The organism is Achromobacter sp. LC458 (assembly GCF_001005835.2).
Classification (GTDB): domain Bacteria; phylum Pseudomonadota; class Gammaproteobacteria; order Burkholderiales; family Burkholderiaceae_B; genus Achromobacter; species Achromobacter spanius_B.
Map to the genome: position 1 here is coordinate 1 of NZ_LBHW02000036.1, position 18,537 is coordinate 18,537.

General features: G+C 64.9%; 14 protein-coding genes. 13 read left to right on the forward strand and 1 reads right to left on the reverse strand.

The window, feature by feature from the left end; genetic code table 11:
- The first annotated feature begins 190 nt into the window (after nt 1-190).
- Nucleotides 191-1,132: a hypothetical protein gene (locus YH64_RS23435; RefSeq protein WP_046806703.1), complete on the forward strand. Its 942-nt coding sequence runs from the start codon at nt 191-193 to the stop codon at nt 1,130-1,132.
- Nucleotides 1,133-1,193: 61 nt separating this feature from the next.
- On the opposite strand, the gene YH64_RS23440 is transcribed toward YH64_RS23435, so the two are convergent.
- Nucleotides 1,194-2,441 carry an NnrS family protein gene (locus YH64_RS23440; RefSeq protein WP_046806704.1) on the reverse strand — a complete coding sequence of 416 codons (1,248 nt, stop codon included), beginning with the start codon at nt 2,439-2,441 and terminating at the stop codon, nt 1,194-1,196.
- Nucleotides 2,442-2,703: 262 nt separating this feature from the next.
- Here YH64_RS23440 and YH64_RS23445 point away from each other — a divergent pair, with 262 nt between their 5' ends.
- The 12 genes from YH64_RS23445 (at nt 2,704) to YH64_RS23500 (ending at nt 18,111) form a co-directional block, all read left to right on the forward strand.
- Complete coding sequence (locus YH64_RS23445) at nt 2,704-3,954, forward strand: nitrate/nitrite transporter (RefSeq protein ID WP_046806705.1); 1,251 nt, start codon at nt 2,704-2,706, stop codon at nt 3,952-3,954.
- An 8-nt stretch (nt 3,955-3,962) separates the two neighbouring features.
- Nucleotides 3,963-5,348 (forward strand): NarK family nitrate/nitrite MFS transporter, encoded by a 1,386-nt coding sequence (locus YH64_RS23450; RefSeq protein WP_046806706.1) that lies wholly within the window; start codon nt 3,963-3,965, stop codon nt 5,346-5,348.
- A gap of 146 nt (nt 5,349-5,494) precedes the next feature.
- Entirely contained in the window at nt 5,495-9,256 is a 3,762-nt protein-coding gene (locus YH64_RS23455) for a nitrate reductase subunit alpha (protein WP_046806707.1), read from the forward strand.
- Complete coding sequence (narH, locus tag YH64_RS23460) at nt 9,253-10,821, forward strand: nitrate reductase subunit beta (RefSeq protein WP_046806708.1); 1,569 nt, start codon at nt 9,253-9,255, stop codon at nt 10,819-10,821. The genes YH64_RS23455 and narH overlap by 4 nt, the downstream gene beginning before the upstream one ends.
- 16 nt (nt 10,822-10,837) lie before the next feature.
- On the forward strand, nt 10,838-11,506 hold the full coding sequence (gene narJ, locus YH64_RS23465; RefSeq protein ID WP_046806709.1) for a nitrate reductase molybdenum cofactor assembly chaperone: 669 nt from the start codon (nt 10,838-10,840) through the stop codon (nt 11,504-11,506).
- Complete coding sequence (narI, locus tag YH64_RS23470; protein WP_046806710.1) at nt 11,503-12,186, forward strand: respiratory nitrate reductase subunit gamma; 684 nt, start codon at nt 11,503-11,505, stop codon at nt 12,184-12,186. Before narJ ends, narI begins: the two co-directional genes overlap by 4 nt.
- 24 nt (nt 12,187-12,210) lie before the next feature.
- Nucleotides 12,211-13,023, forward strand: coding sequence for a peptidylprolyl isomerase (locus YH64_RS23475; protein ID WP_046806741.1), 813 nt, complete (start codon nt 12,211-12,213; stop codon nt 13,021-13,023).
- Nucleotides 13,023-14,126 carry a GTP 3',8-cyclase MoaA gene (locus YH64_RS23480; protein ID WP_370512772.1) on the forward strand — a complete coding sequence of 368 codons (1,104 nt, stop codon included), beginning with the start codon at nt 13,023-13,025 and terminating at the stop codon, nt 14,124-14,126. The genes YH64_RS23475 and YH64_RS23480 overlap by 1 nt, the downstream gene beginning before the upstream one ends.
- A gap of 16 nt (nt 14,127-14,142) precedes the next feature.
- A complete protein-coding gene (locus tag YH64_RS23485; protein ID WP_046806711.1) occupies nt 14,143-14,802 on the forward strand; it encodes a carbonic anhydrase in 660 nt (219 codons plus the stop codon).
- Nucleotides 14,799-15,296, forward strand: coding sequence for a molybdopterin-guanine dinucleotide biosynthesis protein B (gene mobB / locus YH64_RS23490; RefSeq protein WP_046806712.1), 498 nt, complete (start codon nt 14,799-14,801; stop codon nt 15,294-15,296). The genes YH64_RS23485 and mobB overlap by 4 nt, the downstream gene beginning before the upstream one ends.
- Before the next feature lie 115 nt (nt 15,297-15,411).
- Nucleotides 15,412-17,424, forward strand: a complete 2,013-nt coding sequence (locus YH64_RS23495) for a type IV pili methyl-accepting chemotaxis transducer N-terminal domain-containing protein (RefSeq protein WP_223264967.1) — start codon at nt 15,412-15,414, stop codon at nt 17,422-17,424.
- A gap of 12 nt (nt 17,425-17,436) precedes the next feature.
- A complete protein-coding gene (locus YH64_RS23500) occupies nt 17,437-18,111 on the forward strand; it encodes a response regulator transcription factor (protein ID WP_046806713.1) in 675 nt (224 codons plus the stop codon).
- Nucleotides 18,112-18,537 lie beyond the last annotated feature (426 nt).

Consider the following 18,537-nt stretch of genomic DNA (forward strand, 5'->3'; position numbering starts at 1 on the left):
TTGTGCTGAGAGATGTTGCGCTGACGTGGCGAAGACGTGGCGAAGAGGTTGCGGGCAGGGTGTGCCGGACAGCCGAGATTCTATATTAATAATAATGATTAGCGTTATTAACTGAAAAACCCAAGAGGGGTTTGCCCGAATCGTTTAGAGTGGCGGCTACTTTCATTACCCGGTTTGCAAGGAGCAGGTCATGGGCCAACATTCACTGGAAACCCCGCGTCAGTTATTCGAGCGGCTACAGGCACGCCTGGAAACGGAACGCGGCCGCCTGGATCAATGGCAGGCGGTCGAGGCCGAATACCAGCGCAAGTACACGGAAGGCCTGGCGCCGCTGGAAAAGAAGCTGCACGAACTGCGCATGAAGCTCGTGCTGTGCTTTGACCACGCGCACAAGAACATGGGGCTGTCCAAGGCCGAACGCGAATTCGTGTCTGAGCTGGTGACCGAGTTTTCGGCGGAATTGCTGCTGCTGGACGCCAAGGGCGAACTGCCGGCCGGTTGCGATGCCGACAAGCTCAAGACCCTTTACAAGAAGCACAGTGGCCTGGACTACGACGAGGCCGCCGCTGACGAATCCGAAGACGCCAAGGCGGAACTGATCGAGGCGCTGGAGCTGGACCCCGACACCGATCTGTCGACCTTTACGCCGACGCAACTGCTGCGCATCATCCAGGACCAGTTCGAAGACGACGAAGCCGAAGACCTGCTGGCCCTGGCCCGCGCTGCCTTGCGCAACACCACGCCGAACGCGGTGGCGTGGCAGGCGATGCAGGACGAAGAAGCGGCGCGGCGCAAGCTGGGCACGCCGGATTTGACGCCGCTGGCCGATGTGCCCGACGGCGGCCTGCCGCAAGCCAACGCCACCTTGCAAGCGCAACTGGACGAAGTGCTGCATCAGGCCAGCTACGCCGAAGAAGGCTTCAAGCTGCGCTACGACCTGGACCCGTTCGCCTCGTTCGACCCCGAGACGGTGCTGGAAGAACTGGATGACGACATCGTCGACATCCAGGAGTACATCGGCGAACTGGAACACGAGGTGATGCAGTTCTCGGATCAGGCGTTGCTGAAGGCGTGGCTGAAGGCTATGCGCCGCGAAGTCGAGGCGATCGAGCGCCGGGAAGGGCGCGGCTAAACGAGACGGCTATACCGGCCTGCTAAACAGGCCGGCGGGCAGGCGTGGCGGGCCGCCCCACTCAGACGCGCGGCCGGGCGACCGGCATCACGCGCATCATCGGCGCCGCCGGCTTGGCGGCGTCGGCGCGTGGGCGGATCATCAGCGGGAAAAAGCGCCACAGGTACAGAGCCATCGCCAGTACCCAGGCGCTGGTGGCGGCATGCAGCAGACCGGTGGCGGCCACGCTGGGCCACAGGGCTGCCAGCCGCAACAGCGCCGCCACGATCACCAGCACGAAACTGGCCACCATGCAGCGATCGGTTTGCAAGGGCCGCCCCAGGTGGCCTAGTGCCGTGCGGGTCACCATGCCCACGATCAGCACCGCATACCCCGCCACGCCGATCACGTGCGCGGGCCACGCCAGCCGGACGACCACGCCCGCCAATTGCGCCGCGCCCACCAGCAGCCCGGCGCCCAGGCCGACATAGCCGGCATACAAGATCCACAGCAGCGGCACGCGCCGCACGGCCCACGGCTTCCATGACACCCATTGCCATAGCGCGATCAAGCCCGTGGCCGTCAAGGCCGCGGCGGCCAGACGCGGCTGCCCCGCAAGCAAACCGGCAATGGCCGCCACGCCCGTGCCCAATTGCCAATGACCGCTGCGGGTCTGGGCGGGTATGTCCAGGCCCGTCACGGCACGCTTGGCAAAGAACGGAATCACGCGACGCGCAATCAGCAGCGTCAGCACGGCCATGCAAAGCAGGCCGGCATTGAAGTAGCGCATCACCGCCAGATAGTCGCCTTGCGCAGCGGCCCATAAATACAGCGCGTTGGTGGCGGCCAAGCCCAGCATCAAGACCGGCACGCCCGCGTTGCGCTGGTTGCGCGTGACCCACACGGCGCGGCCCAGGGCGGCGGCGCCCCACACGAAAAACCCCAGGTCCGCCACGACGGCGATCACGTACGCGGGCCTGCCCGGCGTCAGGTAGCCCACCCGCGCCACCACCCATAACAGGCACAAGAGCGCCAGCGCGTTGCCGCGCAAGGGGTTCTTGCCCGTCCAGTTGGCGCCGGCCGTCAGCAGAAAGCCCACGGCAATCGTGGCGACAAACCCCCACAGCATTTCGTGCGCATGCCAGAACACGCCGGCCATCAGCCCGGTGATGCGACCCGGCGCATGCACCCACAACCACACCGATACCAACGCCCACAGGCAGCCGGCCAGATACAGCGGCCGGAAGCCCATTTCGGTGAAGGCGCGCCATTGCGGGCGAGGCCGGCGGGGTGGCGTGGCGGGTTCATCGATGGTCAGCAACGAGGGCATGGCGGTCTGCGCCTTTTTGAAGGTGTATTGGTGAAGGTGTATTCGCAATACATATTAAGCCTGGGCCTGCGCCGGGCATAGGCCAACGCTTGATCCAGCGCAAACGCGGGCACGGAAACCGGGTGACTAGGCACATCGGCGTGGCCCGAATGGTCGGCCGGCGAATGGTCGCCGGCGCGGCGCGTGCCTAGGCTAGCGCCATGTCTTCGTGAGTAAAGCGAGAGTAACCATGACAGCAGCAACATCCCCGTCCGGCAGGCCGATGCGGGTCCTGATTTCAAGCACGTTCGCCTTCACCATCTGCTTTGCGGTATGGATGATCTTCGCGGTGCTGGGCATACCCATCAAGGCGCAACTGGGCTTGTCCGAAACGCAATTCGGCCTGTTGGCCGCCATGCCGGTATTGACCGGTTCGCTGGTGCGCGTGCCGCTTGGCATCTGGACCGACCGCTACGGCGGCCGGCCCGTGTTCTTCATCCTGATGCTGTTGGCGGTGGTGCCGATCTGGCTGCTGTCCTACGCCACCGAGTACTGGCAATTTCTGGTGCTGGCCTTGTTCGTGGGCCTGACGGGCGGCTCGTTCTCGGTCGGCACGCCGTATGTGGCGCGCTGGTTTCCGCGCAACAAGCAGGGCCTGGCCATGGGCGTGTTCGGCGCGGGCAACTCCGGGTCGGCCATCACCAAGTTCGTGGCGCCCGCGTTGATCGCGGCGGCCGGCGGCGCCTGGGTCATCGTGCCCCAGGTGTACGCGGTGGCGCTGCTGGTCACGGCGGTGCTGTTCTGGATGTTCTCGGCATCGGACCCGTCGCACCGGGTGACCCAGCGCGCCACGCTGTCGGCACAATTTGCCATGCTGCGCGACCCGCGCGTCTGGCGCTACTGCCAGTACTACTCGGTGGTGTTCGGCGGCTATGTGGCGTTGGCGCTGTGGATGACCAAGTACTACATCGGCGAATACGGCTTCGACATGAAGCTGGCCGCGCTGCTGGCCGCCTGCTTCTCGTTGCCCGGCGGCGTCTTGCGCGCCATGGGCGGGTGGATCTCGGACCGCTACGGCGCCTACAAGACCACGTGGTGGGTGATGTGGGTGTGCTGGGTGGCGTTCTTCCTGCTGAGCTACCCGCAAACCCAGTTCACCGTGATGACCACCGGCGGCCCCCGGCAGTTCGGCATTGCGTTGGGCCCGGTCTCCTTCACTGTGCTGCTGTTCGTGGTCGGCATCGCCATGGCCATCGGCAAGGCGTCGGTCTTCAAGTTCATCTCGGACGAGTTCGGCGAAAACATCGGCGCGGTGTCCGGCATCGTGGGCCTGGCGGGCGGCATGGGCGGCTTCGTGTTGCCCATCCTGTTCGGCGTGCTGCTGGACCTGACCGGCGTACGGTCCAGCGCCTTCATGCTGCTGTACGGCACCGTCTGCGTGTCGCTGATCTTCATGCACTTCAGCTTCCGCCCTGAAAGCGCGGCGCTGGGGCGGGCGTCGCTTACGACCCCGCAACCCATTTCCTCCAAATAGAGGCTCCTATGTTCACACAAGTCCTGACGCGTTGGGAGCCGGAGAACCCCGGCTTCTGGAAGCAGACCGGCGCCCGCGTCGCCAACCGCAATCTTTGGATCTCGATTCCCGCGCTGATGCTGGCGTTCAGCATCTGGATGCTGTGGAGCGTGGTCGTCGTCAACCTGGACCGCGCCGGTTTCATGCTGTCCAAGAACCAGCTGTTCTGGCTGACGGCGCTGCCCGCGCTGTCGGGCGCCACCTTGCGCATCTTCTATTCGTTCCTGGTGCCCGTGTTCGGCGGACGCAAGTGGACGGCGATCTCGACGGCGTCCTTGCTGGTGCCCGCGTTGGGCATGGGTTTTGCGCTGCGCGACCCCACCACGTCGTTCCCAACGCTGCTGATCCTGGCGCTGCTGTGCGGGCTGGGCGGCGGCAACTTCAGTTCCAGCATGGCCAACATCAGCTTTTTTTTCCCGAAGGAAAAGAAGGGCCTGGCGACGGGGCTTAACGCCGGCATCGGGAACCTGGGCGTGTCGCTGGCGCAGTTTGTCGTGCCCGTGGTGATTTCGGTGGGCGTCTTCGGCGCGGCCGGCGGCGCGCCGCAGGACATCACGGTCAATGGCGCGTCGCAGAACCTGTGGCTGCAAAACGCCGGTTTCATCTGGGTGGTACCGATCGCCATTGCGGCCATCGCGGCGTGGTTCGGCATGAACGACATCGCCGACGCGCGTGCGTCGTTCGCGGACCAGGCGGTGATCTTCAAGCGCAAGCACAACTGGTTGATGTGCTGGCTGTACGTGGGCACGTTCGGCTCCTTCATCGGGTTTTCGGCGGGCTTCGCCATGCTGACCAAGACGCTGTTCCCCGACGTCAACCCCATGGCGTACGCGTTCCTGGGGCCGCTGGTGGGCTCGTTGACGCGGCCCGTGGGCGGCTGGGTGTCGGACAAGCTGGGCGGCGCGCGCGTCACGCTGGTCACCTTCGCCGGAATGATTGCGGCGGTGCTGGGCGTGATGCTGTTCCTGCCCGGGGCCGGCCAGGGCGGCAACTTCAACGGTTTCCTCGCGATGTTCATTGTGCTGTTCGCGCTGACGGGCGTGGGCAACGGCTCGACGTTTCGGATGATTCCCGTGATCTTCCTGCGCGAACGCACCCAGGCGGCTGCGGGCAAAGGCTCCGACGCGCACAAGCGTGCGCTGGGCGAAGCGGCCAAGGAATCGGCGGCGGTGTTGGGCTTTTCCGGGGCCATCGGCGCCTACGGCGGCTTTTTCATCCCGCGCAGTTTCGGCACGTCGCTGGAAATGACGGGCAGCGTGCAGGCGGCTCTGTTTTGCTTCATCGGTTTTTACGCCACGTGCATGGTGATTACGTGGTGGTTCTATGCGCGCAGGAACGCGCCGGTGCCTTGCTGAACAAAGCGCGCGGCGGGTGACTAGTCACTTTGCCGCGCCCGGCCTGGCCCTCTGGCGAATGGTCGGGGGACGGACCCCGACCTACAGTGAAACCAGCGCAACGATTGCAGTACGCGCCGCCGACGCGGCGCTCTTGGAGAAACACAATGAGTCACTTCCTGGACCGGTTGAAGTTCATGTCCCGGGTCAAATCCACCTTTGCCGATGGTCACGGCGAAACGGTCAATGAAGACCGCAAGTGGGAAAACGCCTACCGCGCCCGTTGGCAGCACGACAAGGTGGTGCGGTCTACCCACGGCGTGAACTGCACGGGCTCGTGCTCGTGGAAGGTGTACGTCAAGAACGGACTGATCACCTGGGAAACGCAGCAGACCGACTACCCGCGCACGCGGCCCGACCTGCCCAACCACGAACCGCGCGGCTGTCCGCGTGGCGCCTCGTACAGCTGGTACGTGTATTCGGCACAGCGTGTGAAGTACCCGATGATCCGCGGCCGCCTGATGCAGATGTGGCGCGAAGCCCGCAAGACGATGGACCCCATTGCCGCCTGGGAATGGATCAGCCAGGACCCCGTGCGCGCCAAGCGCTACAAGTCAGTCCGCGGCCTGGGCGGCTTTGTTCGCGCCGATTGGGACACCGCCACCGAAATCATTGCCGCCGCCAATGCGCTTACCATCAAGAAATTCGGTCCCGACCGCGTGATCGGCTTTTCGCCGATTCCCGCCATGTCCATGGTCAGCTACGCCGCCGGCGCGCGTTACCTCAGCCTGCTGGGCGGCGCATGCCTGAGCTTCTACGACTGGTATTGCGACCTGCCGCCGGCCAGCCCGCAGATCTGGGGCGAGCAGACCGACGTGCCGGAATCGGCGGATTGGTACAACTCCACCTACCTGATGGTGTGGGGATCGAACGTGCCGCAGACCCGCACCCCCGATGCGCACTTCTACACCGAGGTCCGCTACAAGGGCACCAAGACGGTGGCCGTGTCCAGCGACTTCGGTGAAATGGTCAAGTTCGGCGACATCTGGCTGGCGCCCAAGCAAGGTACCGATGCCGCGCTGGCGATGGCGATGGGCCACGTCATCTTGAAAGAGTTCCACCTGTCGGCCAACCCGTCGCCGTACTTTCGCGACTACGTGCGCCGCTACACCGACATGCCCATGCTGGTGTTGCTCAAGCCGCGCGATGGCTTCTACGCACCCGACCACTTCCTGCGCGCCTCGCACCTTGACGGCGCGCTGGGCGAACAGAACAACCCCGACTGGAAGACGCTGGTGCTGGACGCGCACAGCGGCGCCCTGGTGGCGCCCAACGGCAGCATCGGCTTTCGGTGGGGCGAGGGCGCGGTCAACGATGGTGAAAAGGTTGGCCGCTGGAACCTGGAATCCCGCAATGGCGGCAATGGCCAGGCCATCGAACCCACCCTGAGCCTGCTGGGCCAGGGCGCGGAAACGGTGGGCGTGGGCTTCCCGTACTTTGGCGGCGAGCACGACGACGTGCTGGTGCGCAACCTGCCGGCCCGCCGCATCCGCCTGGCCGATGGCGCGGACGCGCTGGTCGCCACGGTGTACGACCTGCAAATGGCCAACTACGGCCTGGACCGTGGCCTGGGCGGCGCCAACGTCGCCACGTCCTACGACGATGACGTGGCCTACACGCCCGCCTGGCAGGAAAAGCATACCGGCGTGCCGCGCGCGCAGGTGATCCAGGTGGCGCGCGAATTCGCGCAGAACGCGCACGACACCGAAGGCAAGTCGATGGTGATCGTGGGCGCGGGCCTGAACCACTGGTACCACATGGACATGATCTACCGCGGCATCATCAACATGCTGATGATGTGCGGTTGCGTGGGCAAGAGCGGCGGTGGCTGGGCGCATTACGTGGGCCAGGAAAAGCTGCGCCCGCAGTTCGGCTGGGCCCCGCTGGCCTTTGCGTCGGATTGGGTGCGTCCGCCGCGCCAGATGAACGGCACGTCGTTCTTCTACGCCCACACCAGCCAGTGGCGCCATGAAAAGTTGAACGTGCAGGAAGTGCTTGGCCCCACCGCCGACCGCGCCAAGTACGGCGACCTGTCGATGATCGACCTGAACGCGCGCGCCGAACGCATGGGCTGGCTGCCGTCGGCCCCGCAACTGCGCACCAATCCGCTGGACCTGGTGGCCCAGGCCGACGCCGCCGGCAAGGACCCCATTGCGCACGCCGTGGAACAACTGAAGTCCGGCGCGCTGCGCATGTCTTGCGAAGACCCGGACGACCCGGCCAACTTTCCGCGCAACATGTTCGTATGGCGCTCCAACATCCTGGGTTCCAGCGGCAAGGGCCACGAGTACTTCCTGAAGTACCTGCTGGGCACGCAAAACGCCGTGTTCGGCGACGAAGCCGCCGCCATCAAGCCCACCGAAGTGACTTATCAGGAAGACGCCGCCGAGGGCAAGCTGGACTTGCTGACGGTGCTGGACTTCCGCATGAGCACCACCTGCCTGTACGGCGACATCGTGCTGCCCACGGCCACCTGGTACGAAAAGGACGACTTGAACACGTCCGACATGCACCCCTTCATCCACCCCTTGAGCGAAGCCGTGCAGCCGCTGTGGGAAAGCAAGACCGACTGGGAAATCTACAAGCTGCTGGCCAGGAAGTTCAGCGAGATCGGCGGCCCCTACCTGGGCAAGCGCCGCGACCTGGTACTGACCCCGCTGATGCACGACACGCCGGGAGAACTGGGCCAGGCGTTCGAACCGCGCGACTGGAAGCTGGGCGAATGCGATCTGGTGCCGGGCAAGACCGCGCCGTCGATGACGGTGGTTGAGCGCGACTACAACGACATCTATCGCAAGTTCACGTCGGTGGGCCCCTTGCTGGACAAGCTGGGCAACGGCGGCAAGGGCATCAACTGGAACACCGAGCACGAAGTGCACGAGCTGGCCGGCATCAACGCCAGCGTGGGCGAGGCCGGCGTCAGCCAGGGCCGCCCGCGCCTGGACACCGCCATCGACGCGGCGGAAATGATCCTGACCTTTGCGCCCGAAACCAACGGCCATGTGTCGGTCAAGGCATGGGAAGCGCTAGGCAAGATCACCGGGCGCGACCACACCCACCTGGCCGTGGGCCGCCAGCACGACAAGATCCGTTTCCGGGATATCCAGGCGCAACCGCGCAAGATCATTTCGGCGCCGACGTGGTCGGGGCTGGAAAGCGAAGAGGTCAGCTACAACGCGGGCTACACCAACGTGCACGAACTGATCCCGTGGCGTACGCTGACCGGCCGCCAGCAGTTCTACCAGGACCACCGCTGGATGCTGGATTTTGGCGAGGGTTCGTGCGTGTACAAGCCCGCCATCGACACCAAGACGGTGGCGCCCATGCTGGGCAAGTATCCCAACGGCGAAAAGGAACTGGTGCTGAACTGGCTGACGCCGCACCAGAAATGGGGCATCCACAGCACCTATTCCGACAACCTGCGCATGCTGACCTTAAGCCGTGGCGGCCCCCACGTGTGGGTGTCGGAAACCGAGGCCAAACAGGCCGGCCTGGTGGACAACGACTGGGTTGAAGTCTTCAACGTGAACGGCACCTTGACCGCGCGCGTCGTGGTCAGCCAGCGCGTGCCGGTGGGCATGTGCCTGATGTACCACGCGCAGGAAAAGATCGTGAACGTGCCCGGCGCGGAAACCAGCGGCAAGCGCGGCGGCATCCATAACTCGGTTACGCGCACGGTGCTCAAGCCCACGCACATGATCGGTGGTTACGCGCAGCAGGCCTACGGCTTTAACTACTACGGCACCGTGGGCGCCAACCGCGACGAATTCGTGGTGCTGCGCAAGATGAAGAAGGTGGACTGGCTGGAAGGCCCGCTGGTCGAGGACCCGGCTGAACAAGCCACGCAACAAGAAGAGAAGCAATCATGAGGATACGCGCCCAAATCGGCATGGTGCTGAACCTGGACAAGTGCATCGGCTGCCACACGTGTTCGGTCACCTGCAAGAACGTCTGGACCAGCCGCGACGGCGTCGAATACGCCTGGTTCAACAACGTGGAAACCAAGCCCGGCATCGGCTACCCCAAGGAATGGGAAAACCAGGACAAGTGGAAGGGCGGCTGGAAGCGCACCGCCGCCGGCAAGCTGGAACCGCGCCAGGGCGGCAAGCTGCGCATCCTGGCCAACCTGTTCGCCAACCCGAACCTGCCGGCCATTGACGACTACTACGAACCCTTCACCTTCGACTACGAACACCTGCAGAACGCGCCGCTGTCGCAAACGCCGCCCACCGCGCGCCCCGTGTCGGTGCTGACCGGCAAGAAGATGGACAAGATCCATTGGGGCCCGAACTGGGAAGACGACCTGGGCGGTGAATTCAGCGCGCGCAGCCGCGACGCGTTGTTCGAAGGCGTGCAGAAAGAGATGTACTCGACGTTCGAGAACACGTTCATGATGTACCTGCCGCGCCTGTGCGAACACTGCCTGAACCCCGCCTGCGTAGCCAGCTGCCCGTCGGGCTCGATCTACAAGCGCGAAGACGACGGCATCGTGCTGGTGGATCAGGACAAATGCCGCGGCTGGCGAATGTGCATCTCGGGCTGCCCGTACAAGAAGATCTACTACAACTGGAGCAGCGGCAAGGCCGAGAAGTGCACGTTCTGCTATCCGCGCATTGAAGCCGGCCAGCCCACCGTGTGCTCGGAAACCTGCGTGGGCCGCATCCGTTACCTGGGCGTCATGCTGTATGACGCCGACCAGATCGAACGCGCGGCCGCCACCGCCAACGAACAGGACCTTTATGAATCGCAGCTGGACCTGTTCCTGGACCCGCATTCCCCGGCGGTGATCGCCGCCGCGCGCGAACAGGGCATACCCGAATCGTGGCTGGAAGCGGCCCGGCAGTCGCCCGTCTACAAGATGGCCGTGCAATGGCGCGTGGCGTTTCCGCTGCATCCGGAATACCGCACCTTGCCGATGGTCTGGTACATCCCGCCGCTGTCCCCTATCCAGACGGCGGCCGAAGCCGGCCAGATGCCGCAGCGCACCGTGGGCAAGAGCGCGATGATTCCGGACGTGTCCAGCCTGCGCATTCCCGTGCGCTACCTGGCCAACCTGCTCACGGCCGGCAAGGAAGCGCCTGTGTTGCAGGCGCTGGAACGCATGCTGGCGATGCGCGCCTACAAGCGCTCGGAAACCGTGCACGGCGAACGCGACACGGCGCTGCTGGAACAGGTGGGGCTGTCCGAGGAAACGGTGCAGGACATGTACCAGATCATGGCGATTGCCAACTACGAAGACCGCTTCGTCGTACCCAGCAGCCACAAGGAAATCGTGGAAGACAGCTTCAACGAAAAAGGCAGCTGCGGCTTTACCTTCGGCAACGGCTGCTCGGGCGGCGTGTCCGAAGGCACTTTGTTCGGCCGCAAGCCGCAGGGCAGCGAAATCTTCATCGAGATGCCCAAATCCCGCAAGAAGGCCGCCCAGGCGCGCTAGGACAGGAGAGAACACCATGACGCACTACCGCTTGCTTTCCGCCTTGCTCAGCTACCCCGAGCCCGATCTGCTGGACGCGCTGGGCGAGGTCGAGGCCGCGTTGGCCGACGACCCGGACGCCGAAGAAGCCTTGCAACCGCTGGTCGCCTATCTGGCAACCAATGACCTGATCACCGTGCAGGAAAACTACGTTGCCACCTTCGACCGCAACCGCTCGCATTCGCTGCACCTGTTCGAACACGTGCATGGCGAAAGCCGTGACCGGGGTCAGGCCATGGTCGACCTGCTGGATACGTACCGGCAGCACGGCTTTGAGCCGGTCGTGTCCGAGCTGCCCGACCACGTGCCGCTGTTCCTGGAATTTCTGGGCGTGATCGACCCGGCCGACGCGCAAGACCTGTTGGACGAAGCCATCCACGTGCTGGCCGCCATCGGTGCGCGACTGGCGCGCGGCGACAGCCCGTACGCGGGAATCTTCCAGGTGCTGCGCGCGGCGGCCCGGGTGGTGCCGCGCGAGCAGACCGACGCGCCCGTGCGCGACATGGACGAAGCCATGGACACGTTCGGCGTCAGCGCGGACGGCGTGGAACCGCTGCTGCGGCCGTTCGCGGGCGATGCCGCACAAGCCGTGCGCTTCTATCCCCGCGCCAACCCCCCCATTCGTGCTCAGGACGACGCATCATGAATTCCCTGAATCAATTCCTTTTCGGTATTTATCCCTACATTGCGCTGACCGTCTTCCTGCTGGGCAGCCTGGCCCGTTTCGAGCGCGAGCAATACACCTGGAAGACCGACAGCTCGCAGCTGCTGCATCGCGGCCAGCTTCGGCTGGGCAATATCCTTTTCCACGTCGGCATCCTGGGCTTGTTCTTCGGCCATCTGGCCGGCCTGCTGACGCCGGTGGTGGTGTGGGACACGCTGGGCGTAAGCCACACGCTTAAGCAGACGGTGGCCATGGTGGCGGGCGGCGTGATGGGCGGGCTGTGCTTGATCGGCCTGTTGATCCTGATCCATCGCCGCCTGACCGATCCCCGCATCGCGCGCACGACCCGGCCGGGCGACAAGCTGCTGCTGCTTTGGATACTGGTGACCTTGCTGCTGGGGCTGTCGACCATCGTGCTGTCCGCCGGCCACATGGACGGCGACATGATGGTGCGGCTGATGACGTGGGCGCAGCACATCGTGACGTTCCAGGGCGACGCCGCCAGCTATATCGCGGGTGTGCCGCTGCTGTTCAAGGCGCATCTATTCATGGGGCTGACGCTGTTCGTGATTTTCCCGTTCACCCGCTTGGTCCACGTCTGGAGCGGCTTTGCCTCGCTGGGCTATCTGGGCCGCGCCTGGCAACTGGTGCGCCCACGCTGAAACCGTTTGAACCAGGAGCCCAACATGCCTGTCATCGTCAATGGCGTCGAACTGAACGACGCCGATCTGGAACGTGAACTGCCTTTGCACGCCGACGCCGGCAACCCGATGCGCCACGCCATCACGGCGCTGGTCTTGCGGCGGGTGTTGCTGGACGAGGCGCTGCGCCTGGGCGTGGGCAGCGTCGGCAACCAGGACGCCGACAACAACGGCGCCAACGACAGCGCCATCGGTGACAACGAAGACGCCATCATCACCGCCTTGCTTGCCCGCCAGGCCGCCGCGCCGGTGGCGGACGACGCCGCCTGCCGGCGCTTCTATCATGCCAATCCGCAGCGCTTCATGGTGGGCGAGCTGGTCGAAGCCGACCACATCCTTTTCCAGGTGACGCCCGACGTCAACCTGGACATGCTGCGCGCCCATGCCAACGTGGTGCTGCAAGATTTGCTGGCCGATCCGTCAAGCTTTGCCCAGGTGGCGCGCGAGCAGTCCAACTGCCCGTCGGCCGCCGTGGGCGGCAGTCTGGGCCAATTGGGCCGGGGCGATACCGTGCCCGAGTTTGAACGCGCGGTGTTCGCGCTGCCGTCTGGCGGGCTGTTGCCGCAGCTGCTGCAAACGCGGCACGGGCTGCACATCGTGCGGGTGACGCGCCGCATCGAAGGGCGCATGCTGCCCTACGAACACGTCGCGCAGCAGATCGCGGCGTCGCTGTCGGCCATGAGCCAGGACACCGCCTGGCGGCAATACACCAAGCTGCTGGTGGATCAGGCGGACGTGCAGGGCATAGACCTGCAAGGCAGCGAGGCGGATCGCGTGGTGGGCGGGAGGGCCGCGTGATGGGCGACCCTGCGGTAATGGACGACCCCGCCGCCGCCCGCGACTTTTGCACGCTGACCGACGGCTACGGCCGACGCATCGATTACCTGCGCGTGTCCGTCACGGATCGCTGCGACCTGCGTTGCAGCTACTGCCTGCCCAAGGATTTCAAGGGCTTTGAAACGCCCGCCAACTGGCTGACGCATGCCGAAATGGCGCGGGTGATCGGCCTGTTTGTGGCGCTGGGCGTAGGCAAGGTGCGGCTGACGGGCGGCGAGCCGCTGCTACGTCGGGGCGTGGCGGATCTGGCCGGCGTGGTCGCCGCCATGCCTGGCGTGACCGACCTGTCGGTATCCACCAACGGCACGCGGCTGGCGCGCCATGCGCGGGCGCTGCGCGCGGCGGGCGTGACGCGGCTGAACGTCAGCCTGGATACGTTGGACGCAGAGGCCTTCAAGCAGATCACGGGGCGCGATTGTCTGGCGGACGTGCTGGCCGGCCTTGCCGCTGCGCGCGACGCGGGCTTTGCGCCCATCAAGCTCAATAGCGTCGTGCACGCGGCAACGCCGCACGCGGACGTGCGGCGGTTGTTGGACTACGCCATCTCGCAGGGCTTCGTACTACGCCTGATCGAACCCATGCCGATGGGCACGTGCGGGCAAGGCATGCGGCATACGGACTTGAATGCGCTGGGCGCCACGCTGGCCGCCGAGGCGGGGATGGTGCCGGCGATGCCGGTAGCGGACCGGCCGTTGGGGCAAGGCACAGGCACGCACGCGGGCTCGGGTTTCGGGTCGGGTTTCGGTTTGGGCTTCGGCGCCGGCTCCGGCCCCGCCCGGTACTGGACCGCCGGCCATGGCGCGCCGGTGCTGGGCGTCATCACCCCCATGTCGCGGCATTTCTGCGCGGCCTGCAACCGTGTCCGCCTGGGCGTGGACGGCACCTTGTACCTGTGCCTGGGCCAGGAAGACCAGGTGCCCCTGGGCCGCATGCTGCGCGCCGGGGCCACCGACGCCGCGCTGACGCGCGCCATCCTGGCCGGCATCGCCGCCAAACCGGAACGCCACGACTTCCTGGCCCAGCCGGATCGCATCGTGCGCTTCATGGCGCAGACGGGCGGCTGAAGGACGAGGAAAAATCATGCGCGACATCGAACGATTCATCGACGGCTTCCAACGTTTTCAACAACAGTATTACGAGGAGGCACCCGCGCTGTACCGCCACCTGCGCGATGGCCAGCACCCCAGCACCTTGCTGATCGGATGCTGCGATTCCCGCGTGGACCCGGCCATGTTGCTGGGCTGCGACCCCGGCGACATCTTCGCCGTGCGCAACGTGGCCAACCTGGTGCCGCCGGCCAGCGCGGATCGTGGCCTGCAAGGCGTGCTGGCGGCGATTCAATTCGCGGTCGAGCAACTGCGGGTCAGCCGCATCATCGTGCTGGGCCATGCGCATTGCGGCGGCATCCGCGCGCTGATGGAGCAGCGCACCCGCAGCGATGGCGAAACCGATTACCTGGAACGGTGGATGGACATCGCCGAACCGGCCCGCGACCGCGTGTTGCGCCAGATGCCGGCCGCGACCGACGCCGAACGGCGGCGCGCGTGCGAGCAGGCGTCCATCCTGATTTCGCTGCGCAACCTTGACGACCTGCCATTCGTGCGGCGCGCCGTGGCGGCGGGCAGCCTGACGCTGCACGGCTGGTATTTCGATCTGGTGGCCGGGGCATTGCTGGCATACTCGCCCCGGGCAGACGCGTTTCTACCCATTGTCTGTCCCTTGTTTTCGGAGCATGCATGAGCCCAGTTTTCGGTATCGCCGGCCGGTCCGGCAGCGGCAAGACCACGCTTATCGAAGCGATGCTGCCGCTATTGGCGGCGCGCGGCCTGCGCGTGAACGTCATCAAGCACAGCCATCACGACTTTCAGATGGAACCGCCTGGCAAGGACAGCGCGCGCTTTCGGCTGGCGGGCGCGCAGGAGGTGATGGTGGCCTCGCCGTACCGCTACGCCATCGTGCATGAATTGCGCGACGCGCCCGAACCCACGCTGGACGAGCAATTGGCGCGGCTGTCGCCCGCCGACCTGGTGCTGGTCGAAGGTTTCAAACAGGCTGCGATTGCCCGCCTAGAAGTTTATCGACCCGCCCTGGGCAAGCCTGCGCTGCATGCGGAGGACGGCAGTTTCCTGGCCGTTGTGACTGACACCGCGCTGGACACCGCCTTGCCGTGCCTGCCGCTGAACGACCCCGCGCGGGTCGTGCAATTCATCTGCGACCAACTGGGCCTGCCCTGAAGGCGAATACACTAGGCACCGCGCGGGACGCACGGCGGGCATTGCAAGCATCGCAACCACCGCAACCACCGCCAACACTGCACCGCACGTCCCGCATCGCCCTGATCCGATCACCATGACGACTTCTCCGTCCACCGCCGGTACCGCCACCCGCACCGACCGTGGCGCCACCGCCAGCGCTGCCTCCAGCGCCCGCACCGCTGCGCCGGATGTCGGCTCCGACGGCCTGCCGTCGCCCCGGCATCGGCTGTCCACGCGCATCGTCGCCAGCTCACTGGCCGCGTTGGTGGTGGTGCTGTCAATGATCAGCTGGACGCTGTGGCTGTCGTGGCAGCTGGAAGGCGCGGGCGCCGCCATCAACGACACCGGCAGCCTGCGCATGCGCGCCAACCGCGTCGCCGTCGAGCTGATGCGGCCGCAAGCAGGCCGCGAGGCGCGCAGCCAGGAACAGATGGCCGAAATGGACGAGACCATTTCCCGCCTGGCGCGCGGCAACCCGGCGCGCCCGCTTTTCATCCCCAATAACGAAGCGATCCGCACGCAATGGCATGACGTGGCCAATTACTGGCACGACGTGATGAAGCCCGCTGCCCAGCGCGCGCTGATGCAACCGGACGCGGCCGTGTACTTGCAGACGCTGCCCGAGTTCGTCACGCGCGCGGACACGCTGGTGCGCATGATCGAGCAAGACAACGCCGGCAAGACCACGGCGTTGCGGCTGTCGCAAGGCGTGCTGGCCGCCATCGCCTGCGCCGGCACGCTGGCGATGATCTATCTGCTGTACCTGTGGATCATCGCCCCGGTGCTGCGCCTGCGCGACGGCCTGCAACGCATGGCCGAGCGGGATTTCAGCACGCGGCTGCCCGTGGAAAGCGAAGACGAATTTGGCGTGCTGGCGCGCGGCTACAACCGCATGGCCGACCAGCTGCAAGACCTGTACACCGGCTTGGAAACGCGCGTCGAACAAAAGACCGCGCAGCTGGCCGCGCAAAACCGAGACATCGGCGCGCTGTACGACATGGCTGCCTTCCTGAATCAGCCCAACGACATCGAAGCCATGTGCGACGGCTTCCTGCGCCGCGTCATGTTGCAGTTCGACGCCGACGGCGGCAGCATCCGCGCGCTGGACCCCGACAACGAAAAGCTCAACCTGGTGGTGTCGGTGGGCCTGTCCGACGCGCTGGTGGAATCCGAACATTGCATGAAGGTGGACGACTGCTATTGCGGCGTGGCCACGCGCCAGGCGGGCGTCGTCGTCATCCAGGATTTCCGGCATTCACCGCCCGACATGGACTTGAACTGCGTGCGCGACGGCTTTGCCAGCGTGGCGGTGTTCCGCATCGTGACGCGAGACGAAGTGCTGGGTTCGTACTCGCTGCATTTCCGGCAACAGCGCCGGCTGGCGCCGTCCGACTCGCAGCTGCTTGAAACGCTGGGCCAGCATCTGGGTGTGGCGCTGGATAACCGCCGCCTTAGCGCGCAGGCCCGGCAACTGGCCGTGGTTCAGGAACGTGGGCTGGTCGCGCAAGGCTTGCACGACAGCCTGGCGCAAGGGCTGAATTTCCTGAACCTGCAATTGCAGATGCTGGACGCGGCCGTCAAGCGCGGCGACGAAGACGAGGTGGCTGAAATTCTGCCGCTGCTGCGCACCGGCGTTGACGAAAGCTATCAGGACGTGCGCGAACTGCTGAACAACTTCCGCACCAAATTGGGCCAGGGCGACTTGCAAGCCGCTATCGAAAGCACCGTGGAGCGTTTTCGGCGCCAGACGGCCATCGACATCACGCTGCGGTTTGATCGGGGCGAAGGCGCGCCGTTGCCGCCTGACCAGCAACTGCAAGTCCTGTTCATTCTGCAAGAAGCCCTGTCCAACGTGCGCAAGCATTCCGAGGCCAGCCGCGTAGACGTCACGGTGGGCAACGACCGCGACTTCAGCCTGCACATCGTCGATAACGGCCAGGGCTTTGACCCCGCCGATGTGGCGGCGCGCGGCGACGCGCACGTGGGCCTGCACATCATGCAAGAGCGTGCGGCCCGCATGCGCGCCCTGATAAAACTCGAATCGCAGCCCGGCGCCGGTACGCGCGTCATGCTGACTTTGCCTGGCAGCGAGCGCCAGGCCGCCTGACCTTTATTGACCATGCCCATCCGTATCCTGCTTGTCGATGACCACACCCTGTTCCGTTCCGGCGTGCGCCTGCTGCTGCAACGCCAGCCCGACTTTGAAGTGGTGGCCGAAGCGGGCGACGGCGTGGAGGGGATCAAGCGCGCCAAGGAATTGCAGCCCGATGTGATACTGCTGGACTTGAACCTGCCCGGCTTGTCCGGCCTTGAAACGCTGCAACTGCTGACGCAGGATCTGCCGTCTTGCGCGGTCATCATCCTGACCGTGTCGGAAGAAGCCGATGAACTGGGCCAGGCCTTGCGCGACGGGGCGCGCGGCTATCTGGTCAAGAACATCGACGCCGACGTGCTGACATCGGCCATCCGGCGCGCAGCCAGGGGCGAATCGGTGATAGCCGAGAGCATGACGGCCAAGCTGGTGGACCAATTCCGTGGCCAGGCCACGCAGGCGGCCCAGGCGGCGCAAGGCAAGGGCGCGGCCGAACGCCACCGCCTGACCGCCCGCGAGACGCAGATCGTGCAATGCCTGGCGCGCGGCGCCAGCAATAAAGTCATCGCGCGCGAACTGGACGTAAGCGAAAGCACGGTGAAGATCCATGTGCAGAACGTGCTGAAGAAATTGAACCTGACCAGCCGGGTGCAGGTGGCCGTCTATGCGGTGGAACACGGCCTGTATTCCGAAGAAGAATGACGGCTGCGTCATTAAACAATGACGGGCATGAAATATTGAATCTAAGACCGAATTCAATATTAGTACGACGGAAATACCCGGATTTCTGTCAATTCATATAAATAAGATTTCAGGCATCTGGCATACCGAATCCGTTTCGGTATCGCCGGATACTGCGTCCGTTTTTTCATCTTTCCGCCATGCCCACCCGTTGGCATTGTCAGGCGGCATAACCCTCTCCCGATGTTGTCTCCCTTGCCGCCCACCGTTGAATGGGTGTGTGGCGAATCATTTGCGCGCGGCTATTTTTTTAGCAATTCATTTTTGCCATCTGATTATTCAGACGGAATTTATAAGAGGTTTCACGCGCTAGCGACAAAACACAAGTCGGATTAATTCCTTTCACTAGGATTCGTGACAGAAATGTCTGAATTTGCTGGGAAAAAT

What these genes read in the sequence shown, in the direction of transcription:
- YH64_RS23480 (WP_370512772.1), top strand. Translation starts at nt 13,023, where the DNA reads ATGGGCGACCCTGCGGTAATGGACGACCCCGCCGCCGCCCGCGACTTT.
- YH64_RS23475 (WP_046806741.1), top strand. Translation starts at nt 12,211, where the DNA reads ATGCCTGTCATCGTCAATGGCGTCGAACTGAACGACGCCGATCTGGAA.
- YH64_RS23455 (WP_046806707.1), top strand. Translation starts at nt 5,495, where the DNA reads ATGAGTCACTTCCTGGACCGGTTGAAGTTCATGTCCCGGGTCAAATCC.
- YH64_RS23500 (WP_046806713.1), top strand. Translation starts at nt 17,437, where the DNA reads ATGCCCATCCGTATCCTGCTTGTCGATGACCACACCCTGTTCCGTTCC.
- YH64_RS23485 (WP_046806711.1), top strand. Translation starts at nt 14,143, where the DNA reads ATGCGCGACATCGAACGATTCATCGACGGCTTCCAACGTTTTCAACAA.
- YH64_RS23440 (WP_046806704.1), bottom strand. Translation starts at nt 2,441, where the DNA reads ATGCCCTCGTTGCTGACCATCGATGAACCCGCCACGCCACCCCGCCGG.
- YH64_RS23435 (WP_046806703.1), top strand. Translation starts at nt 191, where the DNA reads ATGGGCCAACATTCACTGGAAACCCCGCGTCAGTTATTCGAGCGGCTA.
- narH (WP_046806708.1), top strand. Translation starts at nt 9,253, where the DNA reads ATGAGGATACGCGCCCAAATCGGCATGGTGCTGAACCTGGACAAGTGC.
- YH64_RS23495 (WP_223264967.1), top strand. Translation starts at nt 15,412, where the DNA reads ATGACGACTTCTCCGTCCACCGCCGGTACCGCCACCCGCACCGACCGT.
- mobB (WP_046806712.1), top strand. Translation starts at nt 14,799, where the DNA reads ATGAGCCCAGTTTTCGGTATCGCCGGCCGGTCCGGCAGCGGCAAGACC.
- narJ (WP_046806709.1), top strand. Translation starts at nt 10,838, where the DNA reads ATGACGCACTACCGCTTGCTTTCCGCCTTGCTCAGCTACCCCGAGCCC.
- YH64_RS23445 (WP_046806705.1), top strand. Translation starts at nt 2,704, where the DNA reads ATGCGGGTCCTGATTTCAAGCACGTTCGCCTTCACCATCTGCTTTGCG.
- YH64_RS23450 (WP_046806706.1), top strand. Translation starts at nt 3,963, where the DNA reads ATGTTCACACAAGTCCTGACGCGTTGGGAGCCGGAGAACCCCGGCTTC.
- narI (WP_046806710.1), top strand. Translation starts at nt 11,503, where the DNA reads ATGAATTCCCTGAATCAATTCCTTTTCGGTATTTATCCCTACATTGCG.